Annotated in this window: 18 protein-coding genes; 11 read left to right on the top strand and 7 right to left on the bottom strand. The window is 68.3% G+C overall.

The window, feature by feature from the left end:
• The 4 genes from ACWDUN_RS21585 to ACWDUN_RS21570 form a co-directional block, all read left to right on the top strand.
• Nucleotides 1-321 (top strand): arsenic resistance protein (locus ACWDUN_RS21585; protein WP_449932038.1); only part of this gene is annotated, 321 nt, incomplete at its 5' end.
• Entirely contained in the window at nucleotides 318-734 is a 417-nt protein-coding gene (locus ACWDUN_RS21580; RefSeq protein ID WP_449932037.1) for an arsenate reductase ArsC, read from the top strand. The genes ACWDUN_RS21585 and ACWDUN_RS21580, both read left to right, overlap by 4 nt.
• A 184-nt stretch (nucleotides 735-918) precedes the next feature.
• Nucleotides 919-2,391: a diguanylate cyclase domain-containing protein gene (locus ACWDUN_RS21575; protein ID WP_449932036.1), complete on the top strand. Its 1,473-nt coding sequence runs from the start codon at nucleotides 919-921 to the stop codon at nucleotides 2,389-2,391.
• A gap of 112 nt (nucleotides 2,392-2,503) precedes the next feature.
• Complete coding sequence (locus ACWDUN_RS21570; protein WP_449932035.1) at nucleotides 2,504-2,863, top strand: hypothetical protein; 360 nt, start codon at nucleotides 2,504-2,506, stop codon at nucleotides 2,861-2,863.
• 30 nt (nucleotides 2,864-2,893) lie between these two features.
• Here ACWDUN_RS21570 and ACWDUN_RS21565 read toward each other — a convergent pair whose 3' ends face one another.
• A complete protein-coding gene (locus ACWDUN_RS21565) occupies nucleotides 2,894-3,481 on the bottom strand; it encodes a TetR/AcrR family transcriptional regulator (RefSeq protein WP_449932034.1) in 588 nt (195 codons plus the stop codon).
• An 84-nt stretch (nucleotides 3,482-3,565) separates the two neighbouring features.
• On the opposite strand from ACWDUN_RS21565, the gene ACWDUN_RS21560 reads away from it, so the two are divergent.
• A complete protein-coding gene (locus tag ACWDUN_RS21560; protein WP_449932033.1) occupies nucleotides 3,566-4,183 on the top strand; it encodes an NAD(P)H-dependent oxidoreductase in 618 nt (205 codons plus the stop codon).
• A gap of 24 nt (nucleotides 4,184-4,207) precedes the next feature.
• Here the strand turns inward: ACWDUN_RS21560 and ACWDUN_RS21555 are convergent, their stop codons facing one another.
• Nucleotides 4,208-5,071: an alpha/beta fold hydrolase gene (locus ACWDUN_RS21555; protein ID WP_449932032.1), complete on the bottom strand. Its 864-nt coding sequence runs from the start codon at nucleotides 5,069-5,071 to the stop codon at nucleotides 4,208-4,210.
• Between the two features lie 59 nt (nucleotides 5,072-5,130).
• On the bottom strand, nucleotides 5,131-5,970 hold the full coding sequence (locus ACWDUN_RS21550; RefSeq protein WP_449932031.1) for a YhjD/YihY/BrkB family envelope integrity protein: 840 nt from the start codon (nucleotides 5,968-5,970) through the stop codon (nucleotides 5,131-5,133).
• 9 nt (nucleotides 5,971-5,979) lie between these two features.
• On the opposite strand from ACWDUN_RS21550, the gene ACWDUN_RS21545 reads away from it, so the two are divergent.
• Nucleotides 5,980-6,666 (top strand): CDP-alcohol phosphatidyltransferase family protein, encoded by a 687-nt coding sequence (locus ACWDUN_RS21545; protein ID WP_449932030.1) that lies wholly within the window; start codon nucleotides 5,980-5,982, stop codon nucleotides 6,664-6,666.
• Here ACWDUN_RS21545 and ACWDUN_RS21540 read toward each other — a convergent pair.
• A complete protein-coding gene (locus ACWDUN_RS21540) occupies nucleotides 6,575-8,119 on the bottom strand; it encodes a phytoene desaturase family protein (RefSeq protein WP_449932029.1) in 1,545 nt (514 codons plus the stop codon). The two genes, ACWDUN_RS21545 and ACWDUN_RS21540, sit on opposite strands and share 92 nt — an antisense overlap.
• On the bottom strand, nucleotides 8,116-9,117 hold the full coding sequence (locus ACWDUN_RS21535; protein ID WP_449932028.1) for a glycosyltransferase: 1,002 nt from the start codon (nucleotides 9,115-9,117) through the stop codon (nucleotides 8,116-8,118). The genes ACWDUN_RS21540 and ACWDUN_RS21535 overlap by 4 nt, the downstream gene beginning before the upstream one ends.
• A 222-nt stretch (nucleotides 9,118-9,339) precedes the next feature.
• On the opposite strand from ACWDUN_RS21535, the gene ACWDUN_RS21530 reads away from it, so the two are divergent.
• The 4 genes from ACWDUN_RS21530 to ACWDUN_RS21515 are packed head-to-tail and all read left to right on the top strand — an operon-like array spanning nucleotide 9,340 to nucleotide 12,607.
• Nucleotides 9,340-10,131, top strand: coding sequence for a carotenoid biosynthesis protein (locus ACWDUN_RS21530; protein ID WP_449932027.1), 792 nt, complete (start codon nucleotides 9,340-9,342; stop codon nucleotides 10,129-10,131).
• Nucleotides 10,128-11,711, top strand: a complete 1,584-nt coding sequence (locus ACWDUN_RS21525) for an FAD-dependent oxidoreductase (protein WP_449932026.1) — start codon at nucleotides 10,128-10,130, stop codon at nucleotides 11,709-11,711. Before ACWDUN_RS21530 ends, ACWDUN_RS21525 begins: the two co-directional genes overlap by 4 nt.
• On the top strand, nucleotides 11,708-12,157 hold the full coding sequence (locus tag ACWDUN_RS21520; protein ID WP_449932025.1) for a PPOX class F420-dependent oxidoreductase: 450 nt from the start codon (nucleotides 11,708-11,710) through the stop codon (nucleotides 12,155-12,157). The genes ACWDUN_RS21525 and ACWDUN_RS21520 overlap by 4 nt, the downstream gene beginning before the upstream one ends.
• 9 nt (nucleotides 12,158-12,166) lie before the next feature.
• A complete protein-coding gene (locus ACWDUN_RS21515) occupies nucleotides 12,167-12,607 on the top strand; it encodes a hypothetical protein (RefSeq protein WP_449932024.1) in 441 nt (146 codons plus the stop codon).
• A 10-nt stretch (nucleotides 12,608-12,617) separates the two neighbouring features.
• Here ACWDUN_RS21515 and ACWDUN_RS21510 read toward each other — a convergent pair whose 3' ends face one another.
• Both ACWDUN_RS21510 and ACWDUN_RS21505 read right to left on the bottom strand, forming a co-directional pair.
• Entirely contained in the window at nucleotides 12,618-13,019 is a 402-nt protein-coding gene (locus ACWDUN_RS21510; RefSeq protein ID WP_449932023.1) for a nitroreductase family deazaflavin-dependent oxidoreductase, read from the bottom strand.
• 45 nt (nucleotides 13,020-13,064) lie between these two features.
• A complete protein-coding gene (locus tag ACWDUN_RS21505; RefSeq protein ID WP_449932022.1) occupies nucleotides 13,065-14,648 on the bottom strand; it encodes an MFS transporter in 1,584 nt (527 codons plus the stop codon).
• Nucleotides 14,649-14,958: 310 nt separating this feature from the next.
• On the opposite strand from ACWDUN_RS21505, the gene ACWDUN_RS21500 reads away from it, so the two are divergent.
• Nucleotides 14,959-15,633, top strand: a complete 675-nt coding sequence (locus ACWDUN_RS21500) for a TetR/AcrR family transcriptional regulator (RefSeq protein WP_449932021.1) — start codon at nucleotides 14,959-14,961, stop codon at nucleotides 15,631-15,633.
• Nucleotides 15,634-16,077: the final 444 nt, after the last annotated feature.

Raw genomic sequence — 16,077 nt, 5'->3', positions numbered from 1 at the left:
CTGGACGTCGTGCGCATCGCGCTGCCCCTGCTGGCCTACTTCGCCATCATGTGGGGCGGCGGATACCTGCTCGGCGCCGCGATCGGCCTGGGCTATCAGCGCACCACCACCCTGGCCTTCACCGCCGCGGGCAACAACTTCGAACTCGCCATCGCGGTGGCCATCGCCACCTACGGCGCCACCTCCGGACAAGCCCTGGCAGGCGTCGTCGGACCACTGATCGAAGTACCCGTCCTGGTGGCCCTGGTCTACGTCTCCCTGGCCCTGCGTAAACGGTTCGGCAATCACCCCAATACGACGAGAACGGACGCGACGACATGACCGCCGACGACAGGCCGACCGTACTGTTCCTGTGCACACACAACGCCGGACGATCGCAGATGGCGCTCGGCTATCTCACCCATTTGGCCGACGGGCGCGCAGTGGCGCTGTCGGGTGGCTCCGAGCCGGCCGATCAGATCAATCCGTCCGCCGTCGCCGCCATGGCCGAGGTAGGCATCGACATCACCGGTGAATACCCCAAGGCGTGGACCGACGAGAGCGTCCGCGCCGCCGACGTGGTGGTCACCATGGGCTGCGGGGACACCTGCCCGATGTATCCGGGCAAGCGTTACGAGAACTGGGAACTGCCCGATCCCGCCGGGCAGGGCCTCGACGCCGTGCGTCCGATCCGCGATGACATCGAGGCACGGGTGCGGCGGTTGCTCGCCGAACTGGGTGTGGACTTCGCCTGACTCAGATTCGGCGTACCGCCGCCGGACGGCTGAGGCTCACGTTCGCCGGTGTCAAAAGTGGCTATCCGGGATCGCGGCCCGACGCTCGGTGCGATTTCGAATACTTTGTGCGTTTGCTGAAAAAGGCGCACCGCGCACTGCATTCTTGATTCAGGATTGTGTTCGGGGGAACGCGGTGGGTCGGATGTTGCGCTCGGTGGGCTATCTGGTTGCGTTACCGCTCGCCTACGCGGCAGCGGTGCTCATCGGCCGCGCCAGCCGACTCAACGGTGGCGAGGTCGCCCTGGTGTGGCCGGCGGCGGCCGTGGGGGTCATCTGGCTGCTGTCGGCATGGCGGCTCCGCCCGGCAGAACGCGCCGCTCATCTGACCGCACTGGTACTGACCGCCTTCGTCACCAACATCGCCACCGGTGCCTCTGTACAACTCAGCGTGTGGTTCGTGCTCGTCAACGTCGTGCTGTCCGTGGTGACCGTCGAACTGCTGACATACCGCCGCCGGGACGTGGCATTTCGCGATCCCACTGATCTGGTGCGGCTCATCGCGGCCGTCGCCGCGGGTACTTGCATCTCGGCCGCACTGGCCACCGCCTTCTTCGCCATCGAGCTGAATGCACCCGCGTGGGAGACGTTCGAACTGTTCGCGGTGCGCAACGGTGCCACCACGCTGCTCGGCGTATCCATCTGGTTGAGTCTGCGCGAACGGCCCCTCGGCCACCCGCAGCTCACCGCCGCATCGGTGATCGAAGCACTCGCCGTAGCGGGTGTGCTCGCGGCCATCTTCTACTTCACCTTCTGGGTCAACTCCGGTCTGCCGATGGCTTTTCTGACCCTGGTGCCGACGATGTGGGTGGCCCTGCGCTACAGCACGACCGTCAGCACCATATTCCTCACGGTCGCCGGGATCTGGATCGTCTGGGCGACGCTGTCGGACACCGGAGTGTTCGTCGGGCCCGATGTTCAGGTCCGCGCGCTTCTGGCGCAAGCGATGGTCGGCAGCCTGAGCTTGGTGGTCGTGACACTGTCGCTGTACCGCGACTCGCGAACCCGGCTGATCACCCAACTGGAACAGGCACGCGACCGGGCGGACCATCTGGCGTCGCACGACCCGCTGACCGGACTGGCCAACCGGGCCTTGTTCACCGCATCGGTCGAAAGTGCACTCTTGGCACGCCCACCACGTTCCGAACGCGTCGGACTGATCTTTCTGGACCTCGATGACTTCAAAGCGGTCAACGACACGTGGGGGCACGCCGGGGGCGACGACGTCCTGATCGAGGTGTCCGAGCGCATCACTTCAGCGATCCGGCCGACGGATATCGCCGCGCGGCTGGGCGGTGACGAGTTCGCAGTTCTGTGTCCCGACGCAGACGACATCGATGGGCTGCACGCCATGGCGGAGCGTCTCGCGGCCGAAGTACGACGACCGATCCGCCTCAGTACCGGGGACGTCTACGACCGGCCATCGGTCAGTGCCGGCGTGGTGATGTCGACGCAAGGATGCTCCGCCGAACGGCTCCTGCACCGCGCCGACGCGCTGATGTACGACGCGAAGCGCAGCGGAAAGGACTGTGTCATCGTCGAACCCGTTCCCGCTCTGCACCGGATCGTCGGGATGCACAACACCGAAGCCGATACAGACGGGCACGCCGGCTGCTGACGCCCGACGTCAACTGCAGTGAGGAAGAGACCGAGAACGCACGATCACGGCGGTATCGGCCACAAAACGCGAGTCGACCTATCGGCACGGTCCATCTGGGTATGCGACGAATATGCGATGGTTATTCCTGTGCGGGGTGGGCGCGGTACTCGTCGGCCTGGTGGGGTTGGTGACACCGGTGTCGGTGTCACCGGCGCTGGCCGTGGTCAACTGCGGCAGCGCCGCTTTTCCTGATCTGTCGGAGGCACGCAACTTCGAAACTCGCGATGTCGTCGACCTCCCTGTCGGCGACTACATTCCGGCCGATGCCGATTACACCGAACTATGCCGCATGGACCTCGAGGACCGCAGGCTGTGGACGCTGGCACTCACGGGCGTCGGCGTGCTCGCCGGCGTGAGCAGTCTCGCCGTCATGGCGATGCGTCGCCGACATGAGACGTCGATGGTCGGTAGCGCCGCATACGGCCACTGATCCGGCCTGAATCGACGGCGGCGAGCCGAGTCAATCGGCGCGTTCGACGAGCGCGGCGATGACCGTCGCCAGCGCCGCATGGGCCGCTTCGGTCGAGATCTCCCCGGCGATGACGGCGCGTGCGACGCCATCGGCCGCCCCCAGGATCGCGTGGATCGCCGCGTCGGGGATCTCGCCGTTGCGCGCGAAGGGCAGCAGCGCCACTCGACACTTGCCGCCGAACGACTGATCGGCCTCGCGTCGTATCCGGTCCAGCTCGGGTGAACCCGCAAGGGCGGCAACGAGTCCGGGCAGTTCGGTGCCCTCGCTCTGCGCGCACCCGATATAGGCATCGGCAATCGTCTGTGCCACCGTCGACAGATCGCCGGGCGCAGCCGACAGCGCCGCATCCAGCGCCGCGTGCTGGCGCTCGTCGAAAGCAGCGTAGAGCTCGGCCAGCACCGCAGCACGCGTCCCGAAGTGGTTGTACACCAGCGGCTTGGCCACGCCGGCACGTTCGGCGATCCGGGCCAACGTCAGCGCATCACTACCGTCGGACCGGATGAGCTCCTGAGCGACGTCGAGGAGTTGAGCATGCCGCTGGTCCTTCGACATGCGCTTCTTGACCGCATCCGCCATGGGTGGCCGACACTCCCCTCCCGTGCTAAGTTACGAATAGTAAGTTACTAATCGTAAGTTCTACAGACTCTACCGGGAGACATGATGCACTCGCTCGTTCTCTTCGCACATCCGCAACCCGAATCGTTGACCGGCACCACGGCACGCGCACTGGCTGCCGCGCTCAGCACCGCCGAGGGCGACACCGTCGAGGTCGCCGATCTTGCCGCCGAAGGTTTCGACCCGCGCTTCACCGCCACCGATCTGGCCGTCATGCGCGGACAGCAGCCGGTGCCCGCCGACGTGCGCCGCGAGCAGGAACGGGTGGAGCGCGCCGACGCGATGGTGCTGGTCTATCCGGTCTACTGGTGGGGCATGCCGGCATTGCTCAAGGGGTGGATCGACCGGGTGATCAGCTACGGCTGGGCATACGGCGACGACCATGTGCACGCGGACGCGCTCTCGCGCCTGGACATCCACCTGCTGGCGCTGGCGGGCACCGACCCGGGTACCTATGAACGTCACGGCTATACCGAGTCGATGCGCACCGGCATCGAACACGGGATCTTCGAATACTGCGGCACCACGGTCGCCTCGTCGCACGTCATCTACAACACCGAGGTCGGCACCCCGATCTCGTTGACCGACAACATCACCGCGGTCGCTGCGGATGTCACGGCAGCGCACGAGCACCGTCTGTGCCGGACCGGCGCGTCGGCCTGAACGGGGGATCGATCCCGCAGGGCCCTATCCGCGCTGGGACACGTCCGGGGTCGTCGTCGAGACGAACTCGTCGATCAGGTCGACGACCTGAGTGGGCGCCTCGACCTGCGCGAAATGCCCCACCCCGGGCAGAATTTCGAGTCGACAGTCCGGCCGGATCTCCAAGGCCGAGTAGGCATGGTCGACCGGGATGATGTTGTCGTCCTCACCCCAGATCGCCAGCACCGGCAGGGCCTCTCGCAGATTGAGGCGGTTCAGCGCACTCACCGATTGGCCCCGGTAGTCGACGACCGACCGCAGGGTCCGCAGGAAGGCCTCACGTGTCTCACTGTCGGCGAAGGAGGAGTAGGCATTCCAGATCTCGGCTCCCCGCGGCGAGCGCAGACCGGCCGAGGTCAGCCAGGACCGCACCGCATTGCCGGCGCGCAGCACCGGTGGCGGTGCGATCACCGGCATCACGAACTCCGCGCCCGGGGCCGCGAGCAACCGCAGGATCCACCCCACATCGGGCCCCAGTCCCCCGCTGCCGATCAACACGAGCCGGCGGCAGTAGTCGGGATGCTGATACAGGAACTGCATCGCGACCCCGCCGCCCAGGGAATGCCCGACCACGGTGGCCGAAGGCACACCGAGTTCGTCGAGCAGGTCCCGCAGACCGACGGCGAAGGCGCCCAGCGAGTAATCGGTGCGCGGTTTCGACGACTGCCCGTGGCCGAGCAGGTCAGGAGCGATCACCCGGTATCTCTTCGCCAGCTGGGGCAGCACCGCGCGCCAGGTCTCCGCGCTGCCCGCCATCCCGTGGATCAGCAACAGGACCTCGTCACCGCTGCCCTCGTCCACAACCGCCTGGCGCACCCCGTGAATCTCGACGAATTTCGTATCGGCCACGTTCAGCTCCCGTCCCCTCCGACCCGAGCGTACTGGCCGGAAATGGTCTTCGACAGGGTCTAGGGCGACGCATTGCGCGTGGTGAGCACTCCGTTGAGGACCACGGTGATACGAAATCCGCACAGCACCAGGATGTGCACGAGGTACAGCCACAGCGCCAGCGCCGACACCGCCCCGATGACGGGCATGCCGCCGAACGGCGCCGACCACTCGATCGGGATGGCCAGGAACAGGATGAACCCCTGCAAGAACCCCGCGAGGACGGCACCGGAGCCAAAAGCACCCGCCAGCAAGGCTTTCAGCCGGAACCGACCCGGCGCGATGAGCCCGTACACCCCCACCAACGCCGTCGAGACCGCGATCCAGACGACGTGGAAACCGACGAATACGCCCCACACCAGCGACCATCCCGCGCCGGTGTAGAGCGGGGCCACGTACGGCGCCGAGGCCAGCACCGCGAGCACCAGAAACGGTGCGACGGCGGCCACGCCGAGGAGCCCTGCTCGTCCGCGCCATCCGGTGAGTTTGTCTGGTGCAGGGGTCAATTGGACGAACGCCCGGCGGAGACCCTCCCCGTAGAGGCTGGCCGGGAACAGCACCACCAGCGCCTGCCACCACGACATCGACAACGCGACCGATGTCAGGGTGCGCAGCGCCTCGGGTGTGCCGTGCCCGGAAGGCAATCCGCCGATGGCCACGTCCATCGACGAGATGACCGCGTCGTGGCCGACCAGCAGACCGGCCGCCCACAGCGACACCAACGCCAGCGGCACCAGTCCGATCACCCCGAAATAGGTGGCCCCGGCCGCCCACAGCGCAAGATCCGTACCGGGGAAGGTTCTGCCGACCTGAGACGCCAGCCTGCGCGCCCGGTTCACCGCGCCTCCCGGTGCTGGCAAGCTGACAGCATGACAGCGCAGCAACCGACCGGTGACGGCGGCGACGCGGGTTGGTCGTCGCTGCACGGCGGCGTGCAACCGTCCCGCATCGTCCGGGGTTGGCTGTCGGTCGTGCGAATCCTGGCCTCCGGCCCGGTCCTTCGCATTCCACCCGATGTGCTGTCGTTGCTGGGTGTGCTGGCCCTGGTGGGCGCCTGGGCGGCCGTGGCCGGCCCCGGATGGCCGGCGCTGACGGTCGCGTTGATCATCGCGGCCGGCGTGCTGGACGGCGTCGATGGCGCGGTGGCGCTGCGCACGGGAAAGGCACGTCCCCTGGGCGCCGTGATCGACTCGGTCGCCGACCGCCTCGGCGACCTGTTGCTGGGCGCCGTTCTGCTGGCGCTGGGCGCCGAGCCCGGCCCGGTGGTGGCGGCGCTGACGCTGGTGCTGCTGCTGGAGTATGTGCGCGCCCGCGCCCAGGCGGTCGGGATGCCGGGCGTCGGCGCGATCACCGTCGCCGAACGCCCCACCCGGCTGATCGTGGTCGGGTTGGCCGCCGCGGGTGCCGCGGTGTTGCGGTCCGGCGTGCCGATGACGGGGTGGAACTGGGGCACCATGCTCGCCGTCACCTGGACCGTCGTCGGGGTGGTCGGGATGGCGCAGCTGCTGCACGGGGTGCGACGCGCGATGCCGGCGACGTTTCCGCCGGACCGATGAGGCCGGCGACGATCTCCGCGGACATCAGCACCAGCGGGATGCCGCCACCGGGATGCGCCGAGCCGCCCACCAGGTAGAGCCCGGACAGCGGGCTGCGGTTCGCGGGCCGGCGCAGCGCCGCCCGCGGCCCGTGCGAGGCCGTGCCGTAGATGGCTCCGCCGGGAGCGCCGGCACGACGCTGCAGATCCGCCGGTGTCACGGTCTCGACGAAGCGGATCCGGTCGCGCACGTCGGCGCCGCGGGTGGCCAGCACGTCGAGGATGTGGTGGGCGTAGCGCTCACCCAGACCGGGCGCGTCCCAGTCGACCCCGTGCGCCGGGTCGTGCGCCGGGGCGTTGACCAGTACGAACCAGCCCTCGGAATCGTCGTCGGGCCGAAGCGCCGGGTCATCCGGTGCGTGCACGTAGACGGTGGGGTCGGCGACCGGTGCGGGGCGACGGCCGAAGATGGCGTCGAACTCGGCGTCGTAGTCGGCGGGAAAGTAGACCCGGTGCGCAGGACCCGGTTCACGTCCCGTGAGCCCGAGCAGCATCGCGAAACCGGCCATGGAGCGCGGGGTGCGTCGCGCCCGGCGCTGCGCACCCCGGACGGTGCCCGGCGGCAGCAACCGGTCGTAGAGCACGGCGGCGTCGGCGTTGCTGACGACGACGTCGGCGGCCACCTCGCGCCCGTGCACCCGCACGCCGGCCGCCCGGCCGTCGCGCACGAGCACCGACTCGACCGGCGTCGCGGTGCGCACCTCGACGCCGAGTTCACCGCAGCGCTGGGCGAGCGCCGCCACGATGCGGCGCAGCCCGCCGGGCACGTACCAGGCGCCGAACTCCTGCTCGACGAACGCGGTCACCGACAACACCGCGGGGGTGCGGCGCGGGTCGGATCCGGAGTAGGTGGCATAGCGGTTCAGCCAGGTGCGCAGCCGGGGGTCGGGCAGCATCCGGCGGCCGAGGCCGTCGATGGTCAGCCACGGCGCGACGACGCGCAGATCCGCCGGCCGGGTGCTCATCCGCGCCATGGCGGTCAGCGAGATCGGGCGGCGCAGCACCGGCTCACCGACCAGTTCCCACAGCCGTCGCGACCGGTCGTGCACACGCTGCCACCCCGCACCGGTGCCGGGGCCCAGGGCGGCGTCGAGCGCCGCCGGAACCTCGGCCGCATCGTGCGGCAGCGTCAGGGTGGTACCGTCCCCGAAGGTGTACGAACACGCCGGATCGACTGCGCTGAGCGGCAATTCGAGCGGATCGCCGGTATCGCTGAACACCTGCTGCAGCACGGCGGGCAACGTCAGCAGCGACGGACCGGTGTCGAAGGTGAAGCCGTCGCGCTCGATGAGTCCGAGCTTTCCGCCCACGGTGTCAGCACTTTCGTACACCGTCACCGTGTGCCCGGCGGCGCCCAGCCGGGCGGCGGCCGCCAGCCCGCCCAGACCCGCCCCGATGATCACCACCCGACTCATACCGCCCGACCCTTCCAGCGCAGCGATCCACGAACCCGACCGACCCAGGACGAGGCCAGCAGCCCCAGCAAGGTCAGCACCGAAACCGGATGTGCCACAGCGTCGATGACCGCGGCGCGGCCGGACCCGGCGCACCACCGCGCGGACGGGATGCGCCCCAGCACCGCCGCGGCATAGCCGAGGGCACCGATGCGTGAGCCCGTCATCACGGCGACCGCGGGCAGCACGTAGACGACGGCCAGCGCCGCACCGACCGCGATTGCGCCCAGCGGGGAACCGAACGCCGCCCACAGCGATTTGCGGTAGCCCTCGCGCAGTTCGCGGCCGCTGGTGTACATCCGGCACGTCGCGATCGCGGATCCGTCGGCCACCCCCGTCCGACCGCCGGCGGCGCGGATCGCGCGGGCCAACGCGATATCGTCGAGCACCTCCCCCGACACCGACTGCCAGCCACCCGCCCGGGACAGGGCGTCGGCCTCGATGACCAGGAACTGACCGTTGGCCACCGCCATCGACGGCCGCGCCGATCGCTCCGCGACGCGCAGCGGCAGCGTGGTCAGCCAGGACCAGGCCAGCAGCGGCTGGACGAGGCGACCGGCCGGCCCCGTGGTGAGTTGTCGTGGCCACGGGCTCAGGAGATCCAGCGGGTCGGGCCCGCGCAGCACGGCGACCGCGGCCGCCACGGCGTCGGGCGTCAGCACCACATCGGCGTCGACGAAGATAAGGATCGCGCCGCGCGCCGCGGCGGCCAGTTGCGCGCAGGCGTGCGGTTTGCCCAGCGTCCCCGCCGGGGGTGCGGTGCCGGACAGAACCCGCAACCGGGCATCGCCGGTCGCGGTGTCCTTGACGACATCGGCCGTGCCGTCGGTCGAGTTGTCGTCCAGCACCAGGATCTCGACATCGGCAAGGCCGCGCTGCGCCAACAGCGAGCGGATCGTCGCCTCGATGCGGTGCGCTTCGTCGCGCGCGGGCACCAGGATGGACACCGGCACGCTCACCGACGGCGGCTCCGACGGCGGACGTCGCAGGTAACGTAGGTTCAGTAGTTGGTGCGCCGTACCCAGACACGCCAGGGACGAACCCGCGACGACAAGCGTCCGGAATGGTTGGGATCGTCGCGCTTGGGGCACCTGAGAACTCTACGGAGCACGCACCCCGTCCGCCACCTCGTGGCGGCGCACACCGACAGGTGACCGCTCCTGTCGAAGGAGGTATCACACGTGGCGTTGGCCGTGCCGTCCCGCTCCCTGCGCGCGGTCCATCCGGCGTGGTTGCTGGTGGCGGCGGCGATCGCCAGCCAGATCGTGTACCCGCTACTGCCCGACGGCCCGCGCACCGAGATCACGGTGACCAGTGTGGTGCTGTTCTTCCTGGCCGCCGTCGCCGATGTCACCCGCGTGCACGGCGTGCGGGGCGCGGTCCTGCTGGTCATGATCGCCGGTGGCGGGGGTCTGCTGGCCGAGGCGATCGGCGTGCTGACCGGGTTCCCGTTCGGCGACTACGCGTATTCCGGTTCGTTGGGCCCGCAACTGCTCGGTGTGCCGGTGGTGATCCCGCTGGCGTGGGTGATGATGGCGTGGCCCGCGCTGGTGGTCGCTCGGACACTGGCCCACCGATCCGCCGCGGTGATCGCCGTCGGTGCGCTGGCGCTGACGGCCTGGGATGTGTTCCTGGATCCGCAGATGGTCGACGCCGGTCATTGGGCGTGGACCCATCCCGACCCCGGACTTCCCCTCATCCCGGGCATCCCGCTCACCAATTACCTCGGTTGGCTGCTGGTCACCGCCCTGATCATGGCCGCCCTGCACACGACCCTGCCACCGCACGACGGCACCTCCGGGCCGGCGGCCGCGCTGTACCTGTGGGTGTACTTCTCCTCGGTGATGGCGCATTTCGTGTTCTTCGGCCTGCCGGGGTCCGCGGTGATGGGCGGAATCGTGATGGGGGCCATCGCCGTTCCGTTCCTCTTGACGTTGCTACGCCGGCGTGCGGTCAAGGCAGAGCATCCATGACGGACGCGCTGCGAAGCCGTGCCGCGCCGTTGCGGATGCGACCGCGCCGGCTGGTGACACCGGATCCGCTGCTGCCCACCGACGTCGCGCCCGGCGCCGAGGCGATCATCGTCGGTGGCGGCATCGCCGGCATGTCGGCGGCCGTCGTGCTGGCCGAACGCGGCGTCGCGGTGACCGTGCTGGAAGCCAAGGATCATCTGGGCGGGCGGCTGGGTGCCTGGCCCGAACGGCTGCCCGATGGCACCGAGCAGTTCATCGAGCACGGCTTCCACGCGTTCTTTCGGCACTACTACACCTGGCGGTCGATCCTGCGTCGCGCCGATCCGCAGTTGTCGTTCCTCGCCCCGGTGCGCAGCTACCCGGTGATCTCGGCGACCTGGCCTGCCGAGGACCTGTCCGGGCTGCCCGCCGCGCCACCGCTGAATCTGCTGGCGCTGGCGCTGCGGTCGAAGAGCCTGACCCGGCGTGAGCTCACCCACGCCGATCCCGACACCGGCCGCGCGCTGTTGGCCTACGACCGCGCCACGACGACCGCCGCACTCGATTCTATGGACGCCGCAACGTTTCTCGACGGGCTCGGGATGACCGAGCGGACCCGCAGCATGCTGTTCGAGGCGTTCGCCCGGTCCTTCTTCTGCAACCAGGGCCAAATCTCGGCGGCCGAACTGGTGGCGATGTTCCACTACTACTTTCTGGGCAATCCCGAGGGCATCGGCTTCGACGTGCCGAACACCGACCACGCCACCGCGATCTGGCAGCCGCTGCAGCACTACCTCGAAAGTCGCGGCGGTCGAGTACATCTGGGTACCGCTGTCGCGGGCATAGAACCGGACGGGCAAAGCTGGCGGCTGGACACCGAGGCCGGGCCGATGTCGGCGCGGCACGTGATCCTGGGGCTGGATCCCGCAGCGCTGCGCACCCTGATCGGCGGTTCATCGGCGATTGCTTCTGCGGCCCCGCTGTTGGCCGAGAAATGCCGACAGCTCACTGTGGCGCCGCCATTTGCGGTCAGCCGGATCTGGTTGGACCGCGATGTCGCGCCCGAACGGGCACCGTTCAGCGCCGTGAGCGGGCAACCCAATCTGGATTCCATCGCGGTGTACTCGCGGCTGGAGGAGCCCACCATCCGGTGGGCCGCCGCGACGGGTGGATCCGTGATCGAACTGCATTCGTATTCATGCCGTCTGGCCGACGCCGACGAGGCCGCCGCGGCGATGCGCGCCGAATTGGCCACCCTGTGGCCGGAAACCAGCGACGCGGTCGTCGTGCACGCCCACGACAGGCTGGAGGCGACGGCGCCGGCGTTCCCACCCGGATCGGCGGGCAGCCGCCCCGGCGTGCGCACCGACGCCCGCGGACTGCGACTGGCCGGTGACTACATCGAGCTCCCCTACCTGGCCGGCCTGATGGAACGCTCGGCGATGTCGGGGGTACTGGCGGCAAACGATGTGCTCGCCGAACTGGGCGCCGCGGCCGAACCCATCACCGGCGTCCCGCAACGCGGACTGCTCGCCGGCGTGCCGCAGATACCGCGCCGGCGCGATTGGACCCAGCCCCGGCAGGGCATCCAGACCCCATGACCTCCGCACCGCTCACCGATGACGCACGGCAGATGCTGGGCAAACCCAATCCCGCCGTCATCGCGACGACCCGCCGCGACGGCCAACCCGTATCGGCCGCCACCTGGTATCTGCTCCGAGACGACCAGCTGCTGGTCAACATGGATGTCGCCCGAAAACGCCTGGCCCACATGCGCGCAGATCCACGGGTCTCGTTGACCGTGATCGACGGCGACGACTGGTACACCCACATCACCGCCATCGGTCGCGTCGTGCGCATGTACGACGACGACGGACTCGCCGATATCGACGCCCTGTCGCAGCACTATCAGGGCAAGCCCTATCCCGACCGGGACCGGCCGCGCGTCAGCGCGATCATCGAGATCGACCGGGTGCACGGCTGGGGTGCCCAGAAGAACAACGATCAGCCCGACGGGCGCGGACCATCACCGTCGCCGGACTCCTGACTGAGAGCCATGCGCACCGTTGACACCGGCGGGCAGGTGACGATCGAGCGGCTCGGCGCCTGGGTGATCAAGTGCAACCCGGGTAAGACGTCGATCGCGCCGATGCTGGCGGCCGGCGCGACGACGCCGCACTGGTGCGTCGCGGACAACTACCGGACGCGGCTCATGCGCCCCGAACAGCGGGCACTGTTCTGGGTGTCCGGACGGCCCGACCGCGGCATATGGGGAGCAGGGCACCTCGACGGCGAGGTGTGGTCCGACGGTGCGCGACTGCACGTCCCGGTACGCATCCCACTACTCGCCCAACCGATCACCGCCGCGGAGCTGGCCGCTGTTCCCGGGCTGGCCGCCATGGAGGCGTTGCGCGCCCCACAGCAGTCGAACCCGTCGTGGGTCAGCGACACCGAACTCGCTCTCATCGACCAGTTGCTCGGTTCACACCCGGCATAGGCGACGTCGATCATCGAGAAGCGCGATGGTCCGTCCTGTCCAGCACCAACACGGCCTCGTTGTAGGGGAAGAGACGGTAGAGCACCCTGGATGCGGGTGAGATGATCGGCGCAACAACAGCTTTGTCTGCGAGCCGTGGGTTCCCCACCGCGATGATTCTCCCCCGCTTACGCAGTACTGTTGCGCCGCCGGCCATGACGTTTTTCAGCCAGTCCGATTCCAGTCCGTAACCGACAAGAACGGCGAAGCCGTCTTCGGTCGTGAAGACGAGCAACGGCGTCTGGTATCGCTTTCCGGATCTGCGTCCGACGTGTTCGAGCGTTCCGAGATTCGGAAGCCAGGGTGCAATCCAGCGAGCCGCCGGATTGGTGACGCGCCGATTGAAGGTCGCCACCGCACGGGGCATACGCATGGAATTCCTCTCTGTACCAATCGACTTGGAATTCGCGGACACACCTCACGCAGAACACTGCCGCACCTTTGGACGCCGCCTCGTGCCGCTTCGCCCCGGGCTCACGACAGCCACCAGCACGGCTCCCGCCACCAGGGTCGCAGCCATTCCGTACAGTGCCTGACTCATGGCGTGCATGAAGGCCGCCTCCGCGTGATTGGCCAACTCGGCGGCCTGTGGGCCCAGCCTCTGAGCCACCGCCTGCGCGGCGGCCAGTGAATCGGTTGCCGCCTCGCGGGCCTCGGCGGGAAGGGTTTCGATCCTCGGAGCCAACGCGTCGCGGTAACCGGCGGCGAGTACCGAGCCGGCCACGGCGATGCCGATGGCGGCGCCGATCTCTCTGGTGGCATCGTTGACAGCGGACGCCACACCCTGTTTCTCGTCGGGTGCGGCCGCCATGATCGCCGACGTGGCCGGAGACATGACGAAGCCCAGGCCCAGTGAGCTCACCACCAGCGGTCCCACCAGCTCGACGAATGTCGCATCCGGGTCGAGGGTCGCCATCCACACCAGCCCCGCGGCGAGCAGGCACAAGCCCGCGGACAACGCAACGCGCAGGCCGATCCTCGGCAGGAACAGGTGAATGGTGCTGCTGAGCAGCATCATGGGAATTGCCAACGGAGACAACGCAACAGCTGTTTGGAGAGCGGAATAGCCCATGACCAACTGCATGAACTGCATGACGAGGTAGAAAAAGCCGAACATCGCGAAGAACAGAAACGTGATGGCTGCTGCGCCGCCGCCGAAGCTCGCGTCTGCGAACAGTCGGACATCGAGAAGCGGATGGAGTGTGCGCAACTGCAACCACGTGAAGGCCACCGCCAGCAGCAGGCTGCCCGCGATGCAGCCGACGATGACCGGATCTGTCCAGCCCCGGATGGGCGCCTCGATGACACCGAGGACGAACATCGCGATGGCACTACCGATCAGGACTGCGCCCCGCCAATCGATCGGGACGGCGGTCTCGTCCCGTGACGAGCCGACGGACAGCGTCAGACCCAGCATCAACAGGCCGGCACCGGCGAACCCGTAGAAGATGGCCTGCCAGGAGAAGAAGGCCAGCAGCACGCCGGCACCGAGAAACCCGAAGATGGCGCCCGACCCGGCGACGCCCGCCCAGATGCCAACGGCCTTGTTCCGTTCTGCGGGTGGGTGGGCGGAGGTGATCAGTGACAGCGTGGCGGGCATGATGAACGCCGCCCCCGCACCGGCGACGGTGCGGGCGGCAACGATCTGCCACGGTGCATCCCAGATGGTCGGGGCGGCAGATGCGGCCGTGAAGATCAGCAGTCCGGCGAGCAGGGCACCGCGTCGGCCGAAGCGGTCGCCGAGCGCGCCGGCGGGCAGCAGAAGACACGCCAAGGCCAGGGTGTAACCGTCGACGATCCATGTCAGTTGGGTTTGCGTGGCCGACGTCTGCACAGCCAGGTCGCCGAGCGCCGCGTTGAGCGCAACCATCGAGGCCATGACCAGCAGGACGTTGGCGCTGGCGACGGTCAGTAGCCACTGTCTGCGGCGGACCGAGAGGCGGCCTGGCGCAGCGTCGCCCGGTTCGTGCGACAGCGGAGGCCTCGTCGCGGCGTCGGCCATGGGAGTACCTCTCGATGGGAAGACTTCAGAGACCCTGGGTCTCGAAACTTCGGGTGTCGCCGACCCTACCAGTCGCTGTCGATGCTGACGAGTCATAGCTTTCGGATCTGTCCTGTCAGGACAGATCCGGTGCCCCAGTCGGCATCGACGGTGTCCTTGGGCGATCAGGCACTGAATTACCATGTAATACGACTTTTGGGCCCTTCGTGGCTGCGAACGGGGACATGGCCACTCCTGATAAGGTCGGTCGCAGACCATACGTTCATGTCATAACTGTCCACAGGGGTGGACGATGATCGGAGGACGAGCCATGCGTAGGCATGGGTGGGCGGGGAACACTCCGGCATCCGATGAGGAGGCGATGAACCGGATCCTCGATGCCGTCGATTCGCTTGCGGCACAACATGCGGCGGCGGTCAGCGTCACCGATGTGGCGCGTCGCCTCGGGGTGAGCCGCCAGACGGTGTACCGGTACTTCCCCGGCTCGGAGGCCATGATGGCGGCCAGTCGCATGCGGTCGGCCGACGGGTTCCTGGAACGACTGCGCGAGCACATGCGTGGACTGCACGACCCGGTCGCCGCGCTGGTGGAGGGCATGGCGTTCACGCTCGAGGCGCTCGTCGGCGACCCACAGCTCGAGCAGGTCTTCCAAGTGCGGGGCGACGACGCTCAGACCCAGCCCTTCACCTCAGCGGTGGCAACATCTTTTGGACGTGTCCTGCTGGGCCAGTACGACGTCGACTGGGCGGGGCACGGATTCGACGACGCGGGCTTCGACGACATGGTCGAGCTGTGCGCGCGCACATTCCACTCGCTGTTCATCGACCCCGGACGGCTCCTCGATGACGGCGCAGCCCTGCGCCGCTTCATCGCCGAATGGTTGGGCCCGGCGATCCACTATCGCCTGATGACCAGAACGGTCGCGGGGCTCGGCCCAGCGCGCGGAGACACACCGGTTGATGACGTCCGCCGGCGACGTCACTGAGCGAGCCGGACACCACGGGGGTAGCGCGCCCGGGGCGTGGCATTCGAATGGGCATTTCGGTGACATACGAAAACGGTCCCCGGAGTTTCCTCCGAGGACCGCTTCCCACTAGTAGCGGGGACAGGATTCGAACCTGCGACCTCTGGGTTATGAGCCGGCCGGTTACGTTCTCGCGCTTCTACCTACGTCGCTAACGTGCAGGTCGGCTCCGATCTCGCGTCTCGCATGTCACGCTGTGTCGAAGCAGTCGGATCCGTTGCGCAGGGTTTCGTTCACAAATTCGTTCACATCGATCGCGGCTGCCCAAACCTGCGAGCCCTTGACACCACGGAGCCAAAGGGGCGTGCATAGGCATCCCCAACCGTCCCCGCACACCTCCGTATCCACCTGTTTCGAGATGCTCGACGTAGCCGGACATCCAATCCGTCTGGTACTCCGGCTCAG

The organism is Mycobacterium sp. NPDC003323 (assembly GCF_053589535.1).
This window is presented reverse-complemented; position numbering and strand designations above follow the sequence as displayed.